Origin of the sequence: Aurantimicrobium sp. (genome assembly GCF_036667855.1) — a bacterium.
GTDB lineage: Bacteria > Actinomycetota > Actinomycetes > Actinomycetales > Microbacteriaceae > Aurantimicrobium.
Window position 1 is genome coordinate 1 of sequence record NZ_JAVWTF010000022.1, and the last position, 16,411, is coordinate 16,411.

Consider the following 16,411-nt stretch of genomic DNA (forward strand, 5'->3'; position numbering starts at 1 on the left):
CAGTAGTCACAACGCGAGTCTATGTAAGAGAAGTGGGCAAAACGCTGAGAAACACCGGCGTTTTACGCGCTGGCAACAGCGGGCATGCTACTCATGAGTTCCGCGTCTGGAATCACGAGACGTTGACCAACCACAAGACGACTTGAACGGTCCAGTCCATTGGCGGTCATGATGGCTCGAGGCTGAACGCCGTAACCGCGAGCAATAGCCTCGAGAGTCTCGCCCGATGCCACGTTGTGGCGGGTAATGCTTTCGCCTACTTCTGCCGATTCGGTACCACTAGTGGAGGCAGGGATGTTGAGCTGTTGGCCAGCAAACATCATGGTTTTCCAGCTCAAACCGTTAGCTGCGAGCAGTTCTGCAGAAGAGATTCCGTGAAGCTGAGCAATGCTCCGCAGGGTGTCTCCGGCAACCACGGTGTATTTTTTTGCGCGAAGTACTGCAGCGGTGGAGTGCGTTACTGAACTCTGTTGGGGAGAATTCTCCGCATTAGCTTTGGGAAGTTTGTCTACCTTGGGCAGTTGATCTGCCGAGGCGGACTGAGCCGTGAAGATCATGCTGGTTACTGCGGCGAGTGCAACAGGAATAGCGGCAATCTTCTTTATTTTGCGGGCTTTTGGAGGGGTCGCTGAGGAAAGCGCCTCATGGTTGGATCGATAGTTTCGACCGGACATGCACACACTCCTCTCCCCATTAAAAGATTCGCTCAGTCTCTACCTCAGCTTGAAGGTTAACGTGGAGTGAATTCGGCGTGTCGCTGATTCTGTCTGTGTTCGCGCCAGGTGGTTACCTATGGCACGCTTATCTCGTGGCTAACGCAAAAACACCCCAGACCCAATGGCTGACAATCCCTGACCTCATGGAGGTCCTCGGGCTCAACCAAAGCCAGGTTCGTCGTCTCATAGAAGACAACATCCTTGCTGCCAAGCGAGTAGATGGTGTGCTCAAGGTTCCTGCGGACTTTATTCACGAAGGCGAGCCTCTGCCGGCACTGCAGGGAACCATTGTTCTCCTGCGCGATGTGGGCTTCGAAGATGACGAGCTCGTTGATTGGCTCATCTCGGAAGAAGAAAGCCTCACAGTTTCTCCAGTAGACGCCCTTAAGGCAGGCCGCAAGGCAGAAGTGCGACGTATCGCACAAGCACTTCTCTAACGAGAAATGCTTAAGAAGCTCGTTGGGACACGAGCGCTGCCAGCTGAGTCAAGCCTTGAGTTGCTAGCTCACTAAATCCGGCTGAGGCAATCGCCTTCTGTGCCAACACAACCTGCTGCTCGATGACTTCTTCAAGCTTGTCCACGGCACCGGTGTTCGTCAGGGTTGCCTGCAGCATTGAGATTTGACTGTCGTCAAGATCTGAATCTCCCAATAGCTCGTCCATCAAGCGAATAGCTGTGGCGGGGAGCTCTTGTTGAGCTAGAGCGATGAGAACTGTTCGCTTGCCCTCGCGCAGGTCGTCACCTGCAGGCTTGCCGGTGACGGCAGGGTCGCCAAAGACACCGAGAAGATCATCTCGCAGTTGGAAGGCGATACCCAAGGGTAAACCAATTGCTCGGAGGGACTCGAGCTGTTCAGGAGTGGCGCCACCGAGAGCTGCACCAATAACCAGGGGAGCCTCGATGGAGTACTTTGCTGACTTGTAGACAACCACACGCTGTGCCCGGGTGAGGGCATCCAGTTTGTCGATGACAGGCCAGGCACGTTCTTCGACAATGTCGAGATATTGGCCTGCGGTGACATCAATACGCATGCGGTCAAACTCAATACGAGAAGCGCGCACCGCGGGGCGGTTTGTTTCTGCCGCAATACCCGTGGAGAACAACTCATCGCTAAAAGCCAGCAGCAGGTCACCAAAGAGTAGGGCAGAAGAAGTACCGAAATCTTCGCTTGTGCCAGCCCAGCCAGATTCGCGGTGCAGCTTTTCAAAGCGACGGTGAGCTGAAGGAGCACCTCGACGAGTGTCGGACTTATCCATGATGTCGTCGTGAACCAGGGCGGCAGCGTGGAAAATCTCTAACGCGCTCGCCACATCGATGACGTGATCAGGAGTGGACTCGTTCTGAGTGCCATATCCCAGGAGTGCACAACGCGCACGGAAGCGCTTTCCGCCGCTGAGAAACTCCCGTGAAAACTCCAAGAATGGTTCCAAATCAGGGGAAACCTCACGCACAATGGATTCACGGTCAGTGATGAACTGGTCCAGACGAGTATTTACTCGCTCAACCCATGTGTCTTGGTCACGCATGCGCCTAGCCTATCTAGGCCAGCGCAGGTACACTGGGACTTCGAACACTTCTCACCATCAACCAAGGAGGAAACACATGCCACTGTCCGAGCATGAACAACGACTCCTGGATGAGATGGAGCGTAACCTCTATGGTCACGACGCAGATGTGACCTCGACAGCTTTCGTGGGAATGCCTCGTCCCAACTACCGCGCAATTGTGTTGGGTGTCCTCATCGCGCTCGCCGGTTTGGGTGGTTTGCTCGCTGGTGTCATGACCCACATGATTGTGATCGGCATCGTGGGATTTGTTCTTATGTTTGTTGGTGTTCTTGTGGCTGCAAAGCCAGGTGCACCTGCTTCTCCGACGGACAAGAAGCCTCGCTCAGCTGGAAGTTCTTTCATGCAGCGCATGGAACAGCGCTGGGATGAGCGCGATGGTGGCCGCCTCTAGCTGATTCGCCGCCCACACTAACCGCCTTTCGGGGCGGTTTTTTTGTGCACCCTAACTGATCCAGGTTAATCCCTTTGCCTCCATTTCCCTCCACCTACTTAAACCCTGTAAATTAGCGGATATCTCGACACGCCGACCAGAAAATGTGGGTATTTTTTAACACTTGTGGCTGGAAGTGGAGTAAAGTGGAGAAATCACCAACAAGGCCGGTTGTGAAAGGGGGTGACGCAGATGTTCTTAGGAACTCATTCACCCAAACTCGATGACAAGGGACGCGTCATCCTGCCCGCGAAATTCCGCAACGAATTGGCTGAGGGCATTGTGGTGACTCGAGGTCAAGAGAACTGCCTTTACGTCTTCAGCGCTGCAGAGTTCAACGACCTGCACGAGAAGATCCGCCAGGCACCTGTGACCAGCAAGTCAGCTCGTGACTTCCTGCGTGTATTCCTCTCAGGAGCCAGCTCAGAAACTCCAGATAGCCAGAACCGCATCACCCTTCCTGCCAACCTGCGTCAGTACGCCGGGCTAGACCGCGACCTCACCGTCATCGGTGCGGGTAACCGAGTAGAGATTTGGGACACCGAGGCCTGGAACACCTACCTCGCTGCCAACGAAGAAGCCTTCTCCAACACCACGGAGGAGGTGATTCCTGGACTTTTCTAGTCCTTAGGTTCTGACTCCCAGCCTGTGCACCCTGACTCCACTTCCCCGGAAGCAGGTTGACCTGGATGGGGATCAGAATCTAGGGCCACATTCCAGACTCGTTATGACTCTCAACGACATTCACACCCCCGTACTCCTCGAACGCTGTGTCGAGCTTCTTGCTCCTGCACTCGAGAAGCCTGGTGCTGTACTGGTCGATGCCACCTTGGGTATGGGTGGCCACTCGGAAGCTTTCCTCACTCGCTTCCCTGAACTCACTCTCGTGGGTCTTGACCGCGACACTGACGCTCTTGCAATCGCCGGTGATCGTCTAGCTCGCTTCGGTGACCGCGTTCACCTGGTCCACACCGTGTATGACGGAATCGCTGACGCGCTTGATGGCTTAGGTATTGCTTCCGTTGACGGCATTCTGTTCGACCTCGGTGTTTCCTCGTTGCAGCTTGACCGCGCAGAGCGTGGCTTTGCTTACTCCCAGGATGCGCCACTGGACATGCGCATGAACCAAACCGAGGGCATCACCGCCGCGGACGTCATCGCAACTTACAGCGAGCACGAACTGCGTAACATCTTCCACAAGTATGGAGATGAGAAGCTCTCTGCTCGCTATGCCAAGGCCATTGTGACCAACCGCGAGATCGAACCCATTACGCGTTCCGGTCAGCTCGTTCACATTCTGACTGTGGCAACCCCCGCAGCGCTCTCTCACTCTGGACACCCTGCCAAGCGGGTCTTCCAGGCACTGCGTATCGAAGTGAACCAGGAACTCTCCGTCCTCGAAACTGCTATCCCCGCAGCGCTGGGCAAGTTGGCACTCGGCGGTCGCATCGTGGTCATGTCTTACCAGTCCCTCGAAGATCGCATTGTCAAGGGTTTCCTTCAGGCAGGATCTGCATCTTCAGCACCTGTTGGTCTTCCCGTCGAGCTTGAGCAGTTCAAGCCCGAACTCAAACTTCTCGTCCGTGGTGCAGAACTTGCTAGCGACGAAGAAAAAGCTCGTAATCCTCGTGCCACGCCAGTACGTCTGCGTGCCGCCGAACGAATCAAGGTGGCGGCATGAGCACTCTGAACACCTCGCGTATTTCACGTCCCCAGGTTCGACCTCAGATGGCGGCGAAGCCATCTGCTCGTCCTGCTGCACCTCAGCGCGGCGGCTCTACCCCCACCGTTCAGGGAAACTTGGCACTCAAGGCACGCACGTCAATCAACAAAGCCACGTCGTGGCGCCCCAGCATTCAGGTTGTCGCAACCCGTGCACAGCGCAAAGCACGTCCCCGTGTTTTTTACGCAATCGTCACTGTGGGTGTTATTTTCGGCATCATCATCTCGAACTTGCTGCTCTCCGTGGCAGTTGCATCGGGCGCCTATGAGATTGCTGCAATGCAGCAATCCAATAAGGAACTTGGTCGTAGTTACCAGACCATGAACCAGGATCTGGACCGCCTGTCGTCCCCTCAAAACTTGGCAGCCAACGCTGAAGCGCTCGGGATGGTCAACAACAGCACTCCTGTCTACCTGCGTCTGTCTGATGGTGCCGTACTCGGAACCCCCGAGCCAGCTTCAGCAACTTCTGGCCTCATTGCAGGCGCCGAAGGTGCCGTCCCCAACTCTCTTCTGACTGGTGTGACCTTGGTTACTCAGAAAGAATCTGAAGCAAAGGCGGCAGCGGCGAAGAAGGCTGCTGCTGAGGCAGCAAAGGTAGCCCCCGTCACTGACAGCGCGCCTGCCGCTGCTGTTCCAGCTGGGCCGGTAACTTTGACCAACGGCCTTCCTAGTGTCACTACGCGCTAAGGACGTGCTAGCGGCTCAAAATCGCTCGTAAGGCTTAAGGAACAGTGTGAGAAAAAACCCCGTCACATTCCGCGCAACTGTTGTGCTGGCGTTTGTGGTGTTCCTGGTGAGCGTTTTCGTTATTCGCCTGATTGATATTCAGGTCATTGAAGCTGCTGCGTTGACACAACAGTCAGTAGACAAGCGTTCAATTCCGACGACCGTCTATGCCAAGCGTGGTCAAATCACGGACAAGAACGGCATCGTTCTTGCTGACAGCGTGATGCGTTACAACGTCACGGTTTCGCCCAAAAACGCTAAAGACTTCCTGCGCCAGACCGATCGCTCAGAGGTGACGATTACTCCTCAGCAAGCGGCAATTGAAATTGGAACCCTGACCGGGCAGAAGCCAGAAGAGATTCTCAAAATCATTGCTGATGCCCTGGCCGAGAACCCGAAGTCTGACTTCGCGTATATCAAGAAGGCGGTTGATGTAGACACCTTCCGGGCACTCAACGCACTTGAAATTCCGTGGTTGTTCTTCGAACAGGCCCCCGGACGTACCTATCCCAATGGTGCAGTCGCCGGTAACCTGCTGGGATTTGTTGGTGCCGATGGCCTCGCTCAGGCAGGTCTGGAAACCGGTTGGGACAGCTGTGTTGCCGGCATCAACGGTGAAGAAATGTATCAACGCGGTGCTGATGGTGTTCGCATTCCAGGCAGTACCGTTACGAGTGTGAAGAGCCAAAACGGTGGAACGCTCAAGCTCACCATTGACTCTGATTTACAGTGGTTTGTTCAGCAATCACTGGCCAAGCAAGTAGATAAGTATTCTGCCGCGTGGGGCATTGCAGTAGTTCAGGAAGCAAAAACCGGAAAGCTGCTTGCTGTTGCCGATTACCCCACACTCGATCCCAACAATGTGGATGCTACGGCAGATGCAAACCGTGGTTCACGCGCCTTCATGAGCCCCTATGAGCCCGGTTCAACCATGAAGCCCATCACGGCGTCCATGTTGATTGATACAGGTGTTGCCACACCTGAGACCCAAGTCTGGGACCCCTACTACATCAAGTTTCCTAACGGTGCTGAAGTTACTGATGCTGTGATGCACGGAACACTTCCTCTGACATTGACCGGTGTGATTGAGCAGTCCTCGAACGTGGGAATGTCCCAGCTCGGTGACACATTGGCACCAGATCAGCGCTATGACTACATGCTCAAGTTTGGGCTTTCATCCGTTTCGGCATCTGGTTACCCAGCCGAGTCCGCCGGTATTTTGGCTTCATCTGATGCGTGGGATAACCAAACTCACTACACCGTGACCTTTGGTCAGGGTGTGGCAACCACAGCCATTCAGATGTCCAGCGCTTACCAGGCCATTGCCAACAATGGAAAGTTGATTCCTGCCACCTTGGTGGAAAGCTGCACCATGCCAGATGGCACTGTGGTCAAGCCTGACGTTCCTGAGACCACTCAGGTCATTAAGCCAGAGACAGCACGAACAACCATCGGCATGATGGAAAACTTCGTGACCAAGGGATGGATTACCAAAGAAGTCACCGTTCCTGGATACCGAGTTGCCATGAAGACAGGTACTGCGCAACAGCCTGACGGCGCTGGTGGTTATAAAGCTGAGTATGTGGTGTCGAACATGGGCATGATTCCTGCCGATGATCCGCAGTACGTCATCACGGTGGTCATTGCCGAGCCCAAAATTACATTTACATCAATGGTTGTCCCACCCGTGTTCAAAGCGATCGAGCAACAGGTGATTAAGCGCTATCGCATCAAGCCTTCTCAGGGTGAAGCGCCAGACTTCCCAATCCGCTTCTAAGGTCACGTCAGCAATAGACTTGAACCAAGGAAAGGTGGTGCACGAGTGGGTGCTTTTGTTGGGTCGTTAAGGCCTGAGCATCCTCAGCCACGTGCGCTGTCAGGTCTCGTCACAGAACTGGGACTCACCTCCTCAGATCTTCTCGATGACATCGAAATATCGGGTATTACTCTCACCACCAAGGACGTTCGTCCCGGTGACGTTTTTGTTGGCATGCCCGGGGCAAAAGTTCACGGGGCATCTTTCGCTGACGCAGCTCGCGATGCAGGAGCAGTGGCGCTGCTCACTGATGCTGCCGGTGCTGACGTTGCACACGAATGTGGTATTCCGATCGTGATTGTTCCTGAAGTTCGCGCATCCCTTGGACATATTGCGTCGTGGATTTATCGAAACCAGGATGTGGATGCCACCGTATTCGGCGTGACGGGCACAAACGGGAAAACCTCCGTCGTCTACATCCTGTCTGCTCTGTTGAAGCAACTCGGCGTCACGAATGGGTTGAGCTCCACAGCAGAACGCCGCATCGGAGATGTGGCCATGGTCAGCGGATTGACCACGCCAGAGTCAACGGAAGTTCATGCTTTGTTGGCGCGCATGCGTGAATCGACTGTGCGGGCAGTGTGTCTTGAGGTGTCTGCCCAGGCCATGACGCGTCACCGCGTCGACGGTATTCATTTCGATATCGTGGGTTTCACCAACCTCAGTCACGATCACCTCGATGACTATGCGGACTTCGAGGACTACTACGCAGCTAAGGCTCAACTCTTCAACCCAGATATCGCCAGCAGAGGGGTTGTCACGGTTGACGACCCATGGGGTGTTCGCCTCGCTGAAGAGGCTCTTATTCCATTGACCACTGTGGCGACAATTCCCAACTCGGTTGGCTGGGAAACAGCACAGTGGAAACTGACCGTCACAGAGCAGACACAGCGGGCAACCTCGTTCGTGCTCCACGGTCCAGACGGTCGAAAAATGACGACGTCGGTGCCGTTGCTGGGAAGCTTTATGGCTTCTAATGCGGCTCTGGCAATTGTCATGTTGGTTGAATCTGGTTTTGATCTGGACCACATTGCCCACGTGGTGAATGCCGCAGGCGGCATCCAGGTGGTCGTTCCTGGCCGCACCGAGATTGTGTCGGGGGAGTCTGGTCCAGTTTTCTATCTGGATTACGGTCATACCCCAGATGCCTTTTCGAGTTTGTTGACAGCTGTTCGCGAGGTGACTCCCGGCAAGGTTGTCTTCCTCTTCGGTGCTGATGGAGACCGCGATAAAACTAAGCGTCATGCCATGGGCAAGATTGCTGCAGAGGGCGCAGACGTAGTTGTCATTACGGATTACCACCCCCGCACGGAAGACCCTTCCGTGATTCGCGCCGCGCTGCGTGAAGGCGCCACATCAGCAGGCAGTGCAGCTGAGATTATTGACGTTGCCGATGTTCAATCGGCTATTGCTCGGGCCATTGCTGAGGCAGGTGAAGGCGATGCCATCATTTATGCCGGTCCAGGTCATGAAACCGAGCGTGAAGTTGCTGGTGGAACTATCGCTTTTAACTTCCGTGAAGAAATTAAAGCTGCTCTTACTGAGGCTGGCTACACCCCTCGAGGAGAGCACACCGCATGATTTCGATGACATTGGCAGACATCGCTCAGACGATGCAGGGAACGCTTGTTCTGGGAAGCACAGGATCAAATGCTGACACCGTGATCTCGGGGCTAACTGACACTGACTCGCGTTTGATTACTCCAGGTGACATCTTTGTGGCGAAGCCGGGTGAATTCACCGATGGGCACTTGTTCATTCCTGCAGCTGTCGAAAACGGAGCTTCGGTTGTCATTGTTGACCACGAAGTCGAGACCACCGTTCCCCAGATTGTTGTTGATGACACCGTCGTGGCAATGGGAAGGCTTGCTACAGAGGTAGTCGCGCGTGTGCGGGCCAAGGGGAACCTCACCGTTGTGGGCATTACCGGATCTAACGGAAAAACAACCACGAAGAACCTCGTTGCCAGCATGTGTGAACGAGTGGGACCGACTGTATTCCCACGGGATTCGTTCAACAATGAGGTGGGCACCCCCATCACGATGTTGAAAATTACCGAAGACACTCGTTACTTGGTTCTCGAACTTGGAGCGAGCGGTAAGGGACACATCAAGCGAATGACCGACATGGTCCGTCCTGATATTGCCGCTGTGCTGATGATTGGATTGGCTCATGCCGGCGAATTCGGTGGCATTGAAACCACTGTTGAGTCAAAGCGGGAATTGATCGAATCACTGGGTCCTGACGGCATTGCTATCTTGAACCTTGATGATCCTCGTGTGATGTCGATGGCCTCAGCAGCACCAGGTGAAATCATCACCTTCGGTCACAGTCCAGAAGCCAATGTTCGAGTGAGCGACATCACGTCCTCAATTGAAGGAACTGAGTTCGAACTTCACACTCCTGCCGGCGACGCACACGTTCGCTTCAAAGTTCTCGGTGAACATCACGCGATGAATGCCGCTGCTGCAACAGCGATTGCCTTAACTCTGGGCTTTGAGCTGGAGCTCATTGTTACCAGCCTGGAGTCTGTCATTCGTGCTGAACACTGGCGCATGGAGCTCATGGGCGGCAACGGTGTCACCGTCATCAATGACGCATATAACGCCAGCCCTGATTCAATGGCCGCCGCACTGAAGACCTTGCGCCAAGTGGCAGGTCCAGATAATCGCACCATCGCGGTTCTGGGTGAGATGGCGGAGTTGGGCGAATATGCCGGCGAAGAACAGGACAGATTGGCCCTGCTAATTGTGCGCCTGGGAATTGACCAACTCGTTGTTGTGGGCGACGGTGCACGACGACTCCACATCTCTGCCATCAACGAGGGTTCATGGGATGGTGAGTCGAAGTTCTACTCAACCCCGGACGAGGCATACGATTACCTATCGAGCCTGCTTCGAGCAGGAGACATTGTTCTGGTGAAGTCGTCGAACTCGGCGAAGCTCCGGTTCCTTGGAGATCGACTAGGAGAGGCATACGCGTGAGTACCCTTCTTCTCGCCGGCGCACTCTCGCTGCTCTTCACCCTCTTGATGACTCCGGTCTTCATTCGTATCTTCCGCCGCGTGGGCTGGGGCCAGTTCATCAGTGATGGTGGACCTGATGCTCACCACGCTAAAAAGGGCACCCCCACCATGGGTGGCATTGTCGTTGTGGTGGGTGTGATCATTGCGTATTTCCTGGCCTCACTTCTCACCGGCTCAACCATTGAATTACCTGCCATTCTGGTGCTTTTCTTGATGACCGGTCTGGGCTTGGTGGGGTTCATTGATGACTTCATCAAGACCCACAAGCAGCGTTCCCTGGGTCTTTCGGGCTGGCCCAAGGTGTTTGGCCAAGTCATCGTTGCGGTGATCTTTGGTTTGTTGGCCATTAACTTCCCCGATGAAAACGGCATCACCCCTGCGTCGATGAGTATTTCCTTCATCCGCAACACCCACTTCAACTTCGCTGTTCTCGGTGGATGGCTAGCAGTGTTTGCGTTTTTGGTGTGGGTCATCTTGATTGTGACGAGCACCTCTAATGCCGTGAACCTCACGGATGGTTTGGATGGTCTGGCAACCGGCGCATCCATCTTCACCATTGGTTCATTCGTCATCATCAACTTCTGGCAGCAGAACCAGTCTTGCTTCAGTGGACGTCTCGACCCCCAGGTTGCCTATAAGTGTTATGACGTGCGTGATCCTCTGGATCTCGCCATCGTGGCAGCAGCCATCGTGGGCGGTTTGATTGGGTTCCTGTGGTGGAACACCTCGCCTGCACAGATCTTCCTCGGTGACACCGGCTCGATGGCTCTCGGTGGCGCTCTTGCCGCACTGGCTATCCTCAGCCAGACCGAACTTCTTCTGGTCATCCTCGCTGGCCTCTTCGTCATCGACACCGGTTCGGTCATTGTTCAGCGCGGTTACTTCAAGCTGACCAAGGGTAAGCGCATCTTCTTGATGTCGCCTATTCACCACCACTTTGAACTTAAGGGCTGGGCAGAAGTGACCGTCGTGGTTCGCTTCTGGATCATTTCCGCACTGTTTGTGATTACCGGTGTGGGCATGTTCTATCTCGAGTGGCTTACTCGCTAGTCGGCTGTCAATGACTTCGCCACGCGATCTGAGCACCCTGAATAGTTGGCATGCCGACTGGGCAGGGCTCCGTGTTGGTGTCTTGGGGTTGGGCGTCACCGGCTTCTCCGTTGCTGACACTTTGGCTGAACTTGGTGCGAAAGTCATGGTTGTTGCTTCCGGAGCAGACGAGCTCCGCATCACCATGGTTGACGTTATTGGGGCAACGTATGTTCAAGAACGCTCGGGTGAAGATGTTCCCCACGAGCTGGTCGAATTTGATCCTGAGCTCATTGTTGTCTCTCCGGGGTATCACCCCGACCACGAGATTCTTCTATGGGCGGCAGCTCGCAACATTCCCATCTGGGGAGATATCGAGCTGGCTTGGCGGGTGCGAGACAAGGTCAAGGCTGCCGAGTGGCTTGCCGTCACCGGCACCAACGGTAAAACGACAACAGTTCAGCTCACCGCTGCCATGCTGGCTGCTGCCGGATACCGAGTCGCCCCGTGCGGAAACATTGGCGTTCCCGTACTTGACGCAGTTCGTGATCCTCAGGGCTTCGACGTTTTTGTCGTGGAACTTTCCAGCTACCAGCTGCATTGGATGGTGGGTGTTCACCCCTATTCATCTGCTGTCTTAAATATTGCTGATGACCACTTGGATTGGCACGGCTCTTTCGAGTCATATGTTGCCGCCAAAGCAAAGATTTATGAGAACACCCAGGTGGCGTGCGTCTATAACAAGGCAGATAAAGTCACCGAGCGCATGGTTGAAAATGCGGACGTGATGGAAGGCGCCAGGGCTATTGGCTTTGACTTGGGAGCGCCGGGAAAGAGCGACTTGGGAGTCGTCGATGGCATTTTGTGTGATCGCGCTTTCCTCGATGATCGCCATTCCACCGCACTGGAAATCACCACCGTTCGTGATCTCGAAGAACGGGGCTTGGCCGCCCCTCATATCGTGGCCAATATTTTGGCGGCAAGTGCTCTCGCGCGGTCTTTTGGGGCGCCAACTGAGGCAATCTATGAAGCTTTGAAGACGTTCAGCCTCGACTCACACCGCAATGAAGTTGTAGCATCCGTGGGGGAGATCACCTGGATTGATGACTCCAAAGCGACAAACCCTCATGCTGCTGATGCTTCACTGACTGCCAACGAATCCATCGTGTGGATTGTGGGGGGATTGCTCAAGGGTGTGAACATTGATGAACTCGTTTCCCGCCATGCACATCGCCTTCGCGGTGCTGTGATTATTGGCGTGGACCGCGAACCTGTGAAAGCGGCATTCGAGCGACACGCGCCCGGGGTCACCGCGCTCGAGGTGGAGGCGGATGACACTAGTGATGTCATGGTTCACGCCGTGAACTTGGCCGCAGATTTAGCACACAGCGGTGACGTGGTGTTGTTGGCTCCAGCTGCAGCTTCGATGGATCAATTCACTGACTATGCCGAGCGAGGACGCCTCTTCGCACAGGCTGTTCGAGACAAAGTTGGAGGTGAGGCGGATGGCGACTCCGCCTCGCACTAGCCAGCCCCGCAGACCATCTGCCACTCCTCGCACGTCAACTCGCACGACGCCACAGGCTTCAACCCCTACCCGTCCGGGTGGTCTTGCCACACGCTTCAAGCTGGAGAAAGCGTTCAAGGCAGAATCGCCCAACTTCTATCTCCTCGCGGGTGTGACTCTCTTCACTGTGATTCTGGGTTTGATCATGGTGTTGTCCGCCTCGGCCGTGGACTCGTTTTTGCAAGATGGCGGATTCTTTAGCGGATTTTTCAAGCAAGCAATTGCGGCATTCGTAGCTCTTCCCCTGATGCTGGGCATCAGCCGCCTTCCATTGGTGTTCTTCCGTAAGTGGGCAAACATTGCCCTGTTTATCACCATCGGTTTGCAGCTCTTGGTGTTTACCCCTCTGGGTGTTGAATCCGGCGGTAACCGAAACTGGCTCGATGTGGGTATTCAGTTCCAGCCCTCCGAGATGATCAAGCTCACCATTGCGGTGTGGCTTGGGGTGAACCTGCCAGCGATTATTGACCGCGTTGGTCCCTACAGCTTCCGCATCTTTGGTGGAATCTTCCCTGTCTACATCGCCATGTTTGTGGTTCTTCTGGGTCAAGACCTGGGAACAGTCATCATCTTGTTTGCCATTGTGTTGGGCTGCTTGGCATTCTCTGGAGTTGCCGGTCGCATGATCGGTGTGCCCATGGTGTTGGGTGCGGTTGGCGTGCTCTTTATGGCACTGATTAGCCCCAACCGTATGGCGCGCATCATGTCGTTCTTGAACGAGAACTGTACTGACTACACCAATGCGTGTTGGCAGCCGCTCCACGGCAAGTGGGCACTGGCCAACGGCGGCATCTTTGGTGTTGGCTTGGGGCAATCTAAAGCCAAATGGTCTTGGCTGCCTGCGGCAGATAACGACTACATCTTCGCCATCATCGGTGAAGAGCTGGGCATGATCGGCTGCCTGGTTGTCATCGCCTTGTTCGTGACCCTGGCGGTGGCATTCGTGCGCATTATTCGCCAAGCACAGGACCCCCTTGTCCGCATTGTGACCGGTGGAATCATGATCTGGATTGTGGGTCAGGCATTCGTGAACATCGGTGTTGTGGTGGGAGTACTTCCCGTTCTCGGTGTGCCACTGCCACTACTGAGCTCGGGTGGTTCGGCGCTGATTATGACCTTGCTCGCCATCGGCGTGGTGCTCTCATTCACTAAGGACGAGAAACCGATCAAGCGGACTCGCTCTCGGAGCCAGCCACGAACCCAGAATCGCACGAAAACTCCTCAGGCACGCACCCGCCAGCCCCAATCAGGTCGCAGTTGATGACGAGTTATCTCCTCGCTGGTGGTGGCACTGCCGGGCACGTGAACCCCATGCTCGCCATGGCGGATGAACTGCGTCGCAGAGATCCGGCGGCCCAGATTGTGTGTGTCGGAACGGTTGAAGGCCTGGAATCTACATTGGTGCCTGCGCGTGGATTTGAACTCGTCACCATTCCGAGGATCCCTTTTCCCCGCATCCGTGGATTAGTTTCCTCCTCCAAGCGCTTCATCGCAGGCTGGCCTCAAGCTGTGAAGACGATCTCTCAGCTCATAACTGACAGACACGTTGATGTCGTTATTGGTGTGGGTGGATATAGCGCGGCACCGGCTTATGCCGCTGCTCGCAAAGCAGGTATTCCATTCGTTATTCACGAAGCCAATGCCAAGCCTGGTTTGGCGAACAGGTGGGGCGCTCTGCGCACCCCTTACGTGGGTGTCACCTTCGAGGGAACTCCATTGCCTCATGCCACGACTGTGGGAACTCCGCTTCGGAAAGAAATCGAGACCCTCGATATTCCAGCAGCACGTTCTGCTGCCCGTGAGCATTTTGGGCTAGAAGTTCACCGGCCTGTCCTCGTGGTCACGAGCGGTTCTCAGGGCGCCAGATCCATCAACACCACCATTGCCGAATCAGCCGCGGACATTGTGGCTGCGGGGTACCAGGTGCTGCATATTGTTGGGCAAAACAAGCCCGAGGCTCTGCCCTCACTACCTGGATACATTGCTCTGGACTACTGCGATCGAATGGATCTCGCACTGGCGGCAGCAAACATGGTGGTCTCTCGTGCTGGTTCGGCTACGGTGTCGGAACTCTCGGCACTGGGAGTTCCGGCTGTCTACGTGCCCTATCCGGTGGGTAATGGCGAACAGCGTTTCAATGCGGCCGGTGTAGTGAAGGCAGGGGGAGGCGTGATGGTCTTAGATGCCCAGTTCACTCCTGCTTGGGTGAACTCCACTTTGATTCCACTACTCCGGGATGAAGCTGCCCTAGAAAAGATGGGCACCCGGGCAGCGAGCGTGGGAATGCGGGATGGAACAGCGCGCATGATGAATCTCATCGATGCCGCCCTGTCATCGGCTTAGGCTCAGCTTTCTGCGTTATAACGGAACGTGGTGGCTTATTGCTGCCCTCTGAGAAGAAAGCTCGCCTGTGATTAAGCCAGACCCCAGCGTTGTTGCCCCCGAAGATTTGGGCACCGTGCACATGGTGGGTATTGGTGGCTCTGGCATGAGCGGTATTGCAAGACTTTTCCTCGCCAACGGCATCACTGTCACGGGTTCCGATGTTCGCGATTCCAACAACATTCAGGCACTGCGTGATTTGGGCGTGAGCGTTCACATTGGGCACGACGCTGACAATCTCGGTGATGCGCAAACCTTGGTGGTTACCGGTGCGCTGTGGCAGGACAACCCTGAGTATGTTCTGGCCCAGCAGCGTGGACTGACTATCTTGCACCGTTCGCAGGCGCTGGAATGGCTCACGCGTGGTTCTCGCCTGGTCTCTGTAGCCGGTGCTCACGGAAAGACCACCTCCACCGGAATGATTGTTACCGGGCTTCGTGAGCTCGGTGCGGACCCCAGCTTTGTCAACGGTGGAGTAGTTCAGGCCTATGGCTTGAGTTCTGCCTATGGTGAGGGTGAACTGTTCGTCGTCGAAGCAGATGAATCCGATGGTTCATTCCTGCTCTATGACACGTCTGTGGCATTGGTCACCAATGTGGATGCGGATCACCTGGATCACTATGGATCGCTCGAAGCTTTTGATCAGGCATTTGTTGACTTCACCTCTGCCGCCAAGGAACTGGTTGTTATCTCAAGTGACGATCCAGGTGCTGTTCGTGTGACCCACAAGATTTCAGGCCCTCGAGTGTTGACCTTCGGAGAAGCAGCACATGCCGATGTTCGTCTGGCTCACATCGACACAACCACTGGGGGAGTGACCCTCACCATTGAGTACTTGGGCACGAAGTACACCGCCCAGCTCAAGGTTCCTGGCCGTCACAACGCTTTAAACGCTGCCGGTGCATTTGCCACTTTGGTGGGCCTAGGTTTTGACGCTGCGTCGTCGTTAGCAGGCATTTCAGAGTTTGGTGGCACCGAACGCCGCTTTGAACTTCATGGCATTCGTCGCGGGGTGAGCGTCTATGACGATTACGCCCACCACCACACCGAAGTTAACGCTGTGCTCAGTGCTGCTCGCACCGTTGTGGGCGAAGGTCGGGTTATCGCCGTTCACCAGCCTCACCTTTACAGTCGTACGCAGCACTTTTGTGGTGAATTCGCACACACTCTCGAACATGATGCAGATCTCACCGTGGTGCTGGACGTCTATGGCGCCCGTGAAGATCCCGTTCCTGGTGTCACCGGTGCATTGGTTTCAGAGAAGTTCACCGACCAGTCCAAGGTGGCCTTCATTGCCGATTGGCAAGAAGCTGCGGACCACATCGCAGCTATCGCTCAGCCCGGTGACTACGTCATCACGTTGGGTTGTGGTGATGTGTATCGCATCATTCCTCAGATCTTGGCCTCTCTAGAAGCTACTGAGTAA

15 protein-coding genes are annotated in these 16,411 nt (G+C 55.1%); 13 read left to right on the forward strand and 2 right to left on the reverse strand.

The window, feature by feature from the left end:
* Positions 1-62: 62 nt before the first annotated feature.
* Positions 63-674 (reverse strand): LysM peptidoglycan-binding domain-containing protein, encoded by a 612-nt coding sequence (locus tag RR877_RS05935; protein ID WP_332618851.1) that lies wholly within the window; start codon positions 672-674, stop codon positions 63-65.
* A 134-nt stretch (positions 675-808) separates the two neighbouring features.
* Between RR877_RS05935 and RR877_RS05940 the strand changes: the two genes are divergently transcribed.
* The gene (locus tag RR877_RS05940; RefSeq protein ID WP_332551147.1) at positions 809-1,153 is read left to right on the forward strand and encodes an Rv2175c family DNA-binding protein; all 345 of its coding nucleotides are present in this window, start codon (positions 809-811) and stop codon (positions 1,151-1,153) included.
* A gap of 10 nt (positions 1,154-1,163) precedes the next feature.
* Here the strand turns inward: RR877_RS05940 and RR877_RS05945 are convergent, their stop codons facing one another.
* Positions 1,164-2,243 carry a polyprenyl synthetase family protein gene (locus RR877_RS05945; protein ID WP_110233109.1) on the reverse strand — a complete coding sequence of 360 codons (1,080 nt, stop codon included), beginning with the start codon at positions 2,241-2,243 and terminating at the stop codon, positions 1,164-1,166.
* 76 nt (positions 2,244-2,319) lie between these two features.
* Between RR877_RS05945 and RR877_RS05950 the strand changes: the two genes are divergently transcribed.
* The 12 genes from RR877_RS05950 to murC all read left to right on the forward strand — a co-directional run bounded on the left by RR877_RS05950 (position 2,320) and on the right by murC (position 16,411).
* Entirely contained in the window at positions 2,320-2,676 is a 357-nt protein-coding gene (locus tag RR877_RS05950; RefSeq protein ID WP_110233110.1) for a DUF3040 domain-containing protein, read from the forward strand.
* Between the two features lie 231 nt (positions 2,677-2,907).
* Complete coding sequence (mraZ, locus tag RR877_RS05955) at positions 2,908-3,339, forward strand: division/cell wall cluster transcriptional repressor MraZ (protein WP_110234855.1); 432 nt, start codon at positions 2,908-2,910, stop codon at positions 3,337-3,339.
* 103 nt (positions 3,340-3,442) lie between these two features.
* Complete coding sequence (rsmH, locus tag RR877_RS05960) at positions 3,443-4,396, forward strand: 16S rRNA (cytosine(1402)-N(4))-methyltransferase RsmH (RefSeq protein WP_332551148.1); 954 nt, start codon at positions 3,443-3,445, stop codon at positions 4,394-4,396.
* The gene (locus tag RR877_RS05965; RefSeq protein ID WP_332551149.1) at positions 4,393-5,127 is read left to right on the forward strand and encodes a hypothetical protein; all 735 of its coding nucleotides are present in this window, start codon (positions 4,393-4,395) and stop codon (positions 5,125-5,127) included. Before rsmH ends, RR877_RS05965 begins: the two co-directional genes overlap by 4 nt.
* Positions 5,128-5,173: 46 nt before the next feature.
* Entirely contained in the window at positions 5,174-6,943 is a 1,770-nt protein-coding gene (locus RR877_RS05970) for a penicillin-binding protein 2 (protein ID WP_239406860.1), read from the forward strand.
* Positions 6,944-6,988: 45 nt separating this feature from the next.
* Entirely contained in the window at positions 6,989-8,563 is a 1,575-nt protein-coding gene (locus RR877_RS05975; protein WP_332627800.1) for a UDP-N-acetylmuramoyl-L-alanyl-D-glutamate--2,6-diaminopimelate ligase, read from the forward strand.
* Positions 8,560-9,966, forward strand: a complete 1,407-nt coding sequence (gene murF, locus RR877_RS05980) for a UDP-N-acetylmuramoyl-tripeptide--D-alanyl-D-alanine ligase (RefSeq protein ID WP_332618853.1) — start codon at positions 8,560-8,562, stop codon at positions 9,964-9,966. The genes RR877_RS05975 and murF overlap by 4 nt, the downstream gene beginning before the upstream one ends.
* Positions 9,963-11,057: a phospho-N-acetylmuramoyl-pentapeptide-transferase gene (gene mraY, locus RR877_RS05985; RefSeq protein ID WP_332618854.1), complete on the forward strand. Its 1,095-nt coding sequence runs from the start codon at positions 9,963-9,965 to the stop codon at positions 11,055-11,057. The genes murF and mraY overlap by 4 nt, the downstream gene beginning before the upstream one ends.
* Positions 11,058-11,067: 10 nt before the next feature.
* Positions 11,068-12,564, forward strand: coding sequence for a UDP-N-acetylmuramoyl-L-alanine--D-glutamate ligase (murD, locus tag RR877_RS05990; RefSeq protein ID WP_332627801.1), 1,497 nt, complete (start codon positions 11,068-11,070; stop codon positions 12,562-12,564).
* Positions 12,542-13,864: a putative peptidoglycan glycosyltransferase FtsW gene (locus RR877_RS05995; protein WP_277494458.1), complete on the forward strand. Its 1,323-nt coding sequence runs from the start codon at positions 12,542-12,544 to the stop codon at positions 13,862-13,864. The genes murD and RR877_RS05995 overlap by 23 nt, the downstream gene beginning before the upstream one ends.
* Positions 13,864-14,946 carry a UDP-N-acetylglucosamine--N-acetylmuramyl-(pentapeptide) pyrophosphoryl-undecaprenol N-acetylglucosamine transferase gene (locus RR877_RS06000; protein WP_332618856.1) on the forward strand — a complete coding sequence of 361 codons (1,083 nt, stop codon included), beginning with the start codon at positions 13,864-13,866 and terminating at the stop codon, positions 14,944-14,946. Before RR877_RS05995 ends, RR877_RS06000 begins: the two co-directional genes overlap by 1 nt.
* Before the next feature lie 67 nt (positions 14,947-15,013).
* On the forward strand, positions 15,014-16,411 hold the full coding sequence (gene murC / locus RR877_RS06005) for a UDP-N-acetylmuramate--L-alanine ligase (protein WP_332627802.1): 1,398 nt from the start codon (positions 15,014-15,016) through the stop codon (positions 16,409-16,411).

Bases quoted from the DNA above. Each gene is read 5' to 3' on its own strand.
- RR877_RS05935 (WP_332618851.1), bottom strand. From the start codon at position 674: ATGTCCGGTCGAAACTATCGATCCAACCATGAGGCGCTTTCCTCAGCG.
- RR877_RS05945 (WP_110233109.1), bottom strand. From the start codon at position 2,243: ATGCGTGACCAAGACACATGGGTTGAGCGAGTAAATACTCGTCTGGAC.
- RR877_RS05950 (WP_110233110.1), top strand. From the start codon at position 2,320: ATGCCACTGTCCGAGCATGAACAACGACTCCTGGATGAGATGGAGCGT.
- mraZ (WP_110234855.1), top strand. From the start codon at position 2,908: ATGTTCTTAGGAACTCATTCACCCAAACTCGATGACAAGGGACGCGTC.
- rsmH (WP_332551148.1), top strand. From the start codon at position 3,443: ATGACTCTCAACGACATTCACACCCCCGTACTCCTCGAACGCTGTGTC.
- RR877_RS05965 (WP_332551149.1), top strand. From the start codon at position 4,393: ATGAGCACTCTGAACACCTCGCGTATTTCACGTCCCCAGGTTCGACCT.
- murF (WP_332618853.1), top strand. From the start codon at position 8,560: ATGATTTCGATGACATTGGCAGACATCGCTCAGACGATGCAGGGAACG.
- murD (WP_332627801.1), top strand. From the start codon at position 11,068: ATGACTTCGCCACGCGATCTGAGCACCCTGAATAGTTGGCATGCCGAC.
- RR877_RS05995 (WP_277494458.1), top strand. From the start codon at position 12,542: ATGGCGACTCCGCCTCGCACTAGCCAGCCCCGCAGACCATCTGCCACT.
- RR877_RS06000 (WP_332618856.1), top strand. From the start codon at position 13,864: ATGACGAGTTATCTCCTCGCTGGTGGTGGCACTGCCGGGCACGTGAAC.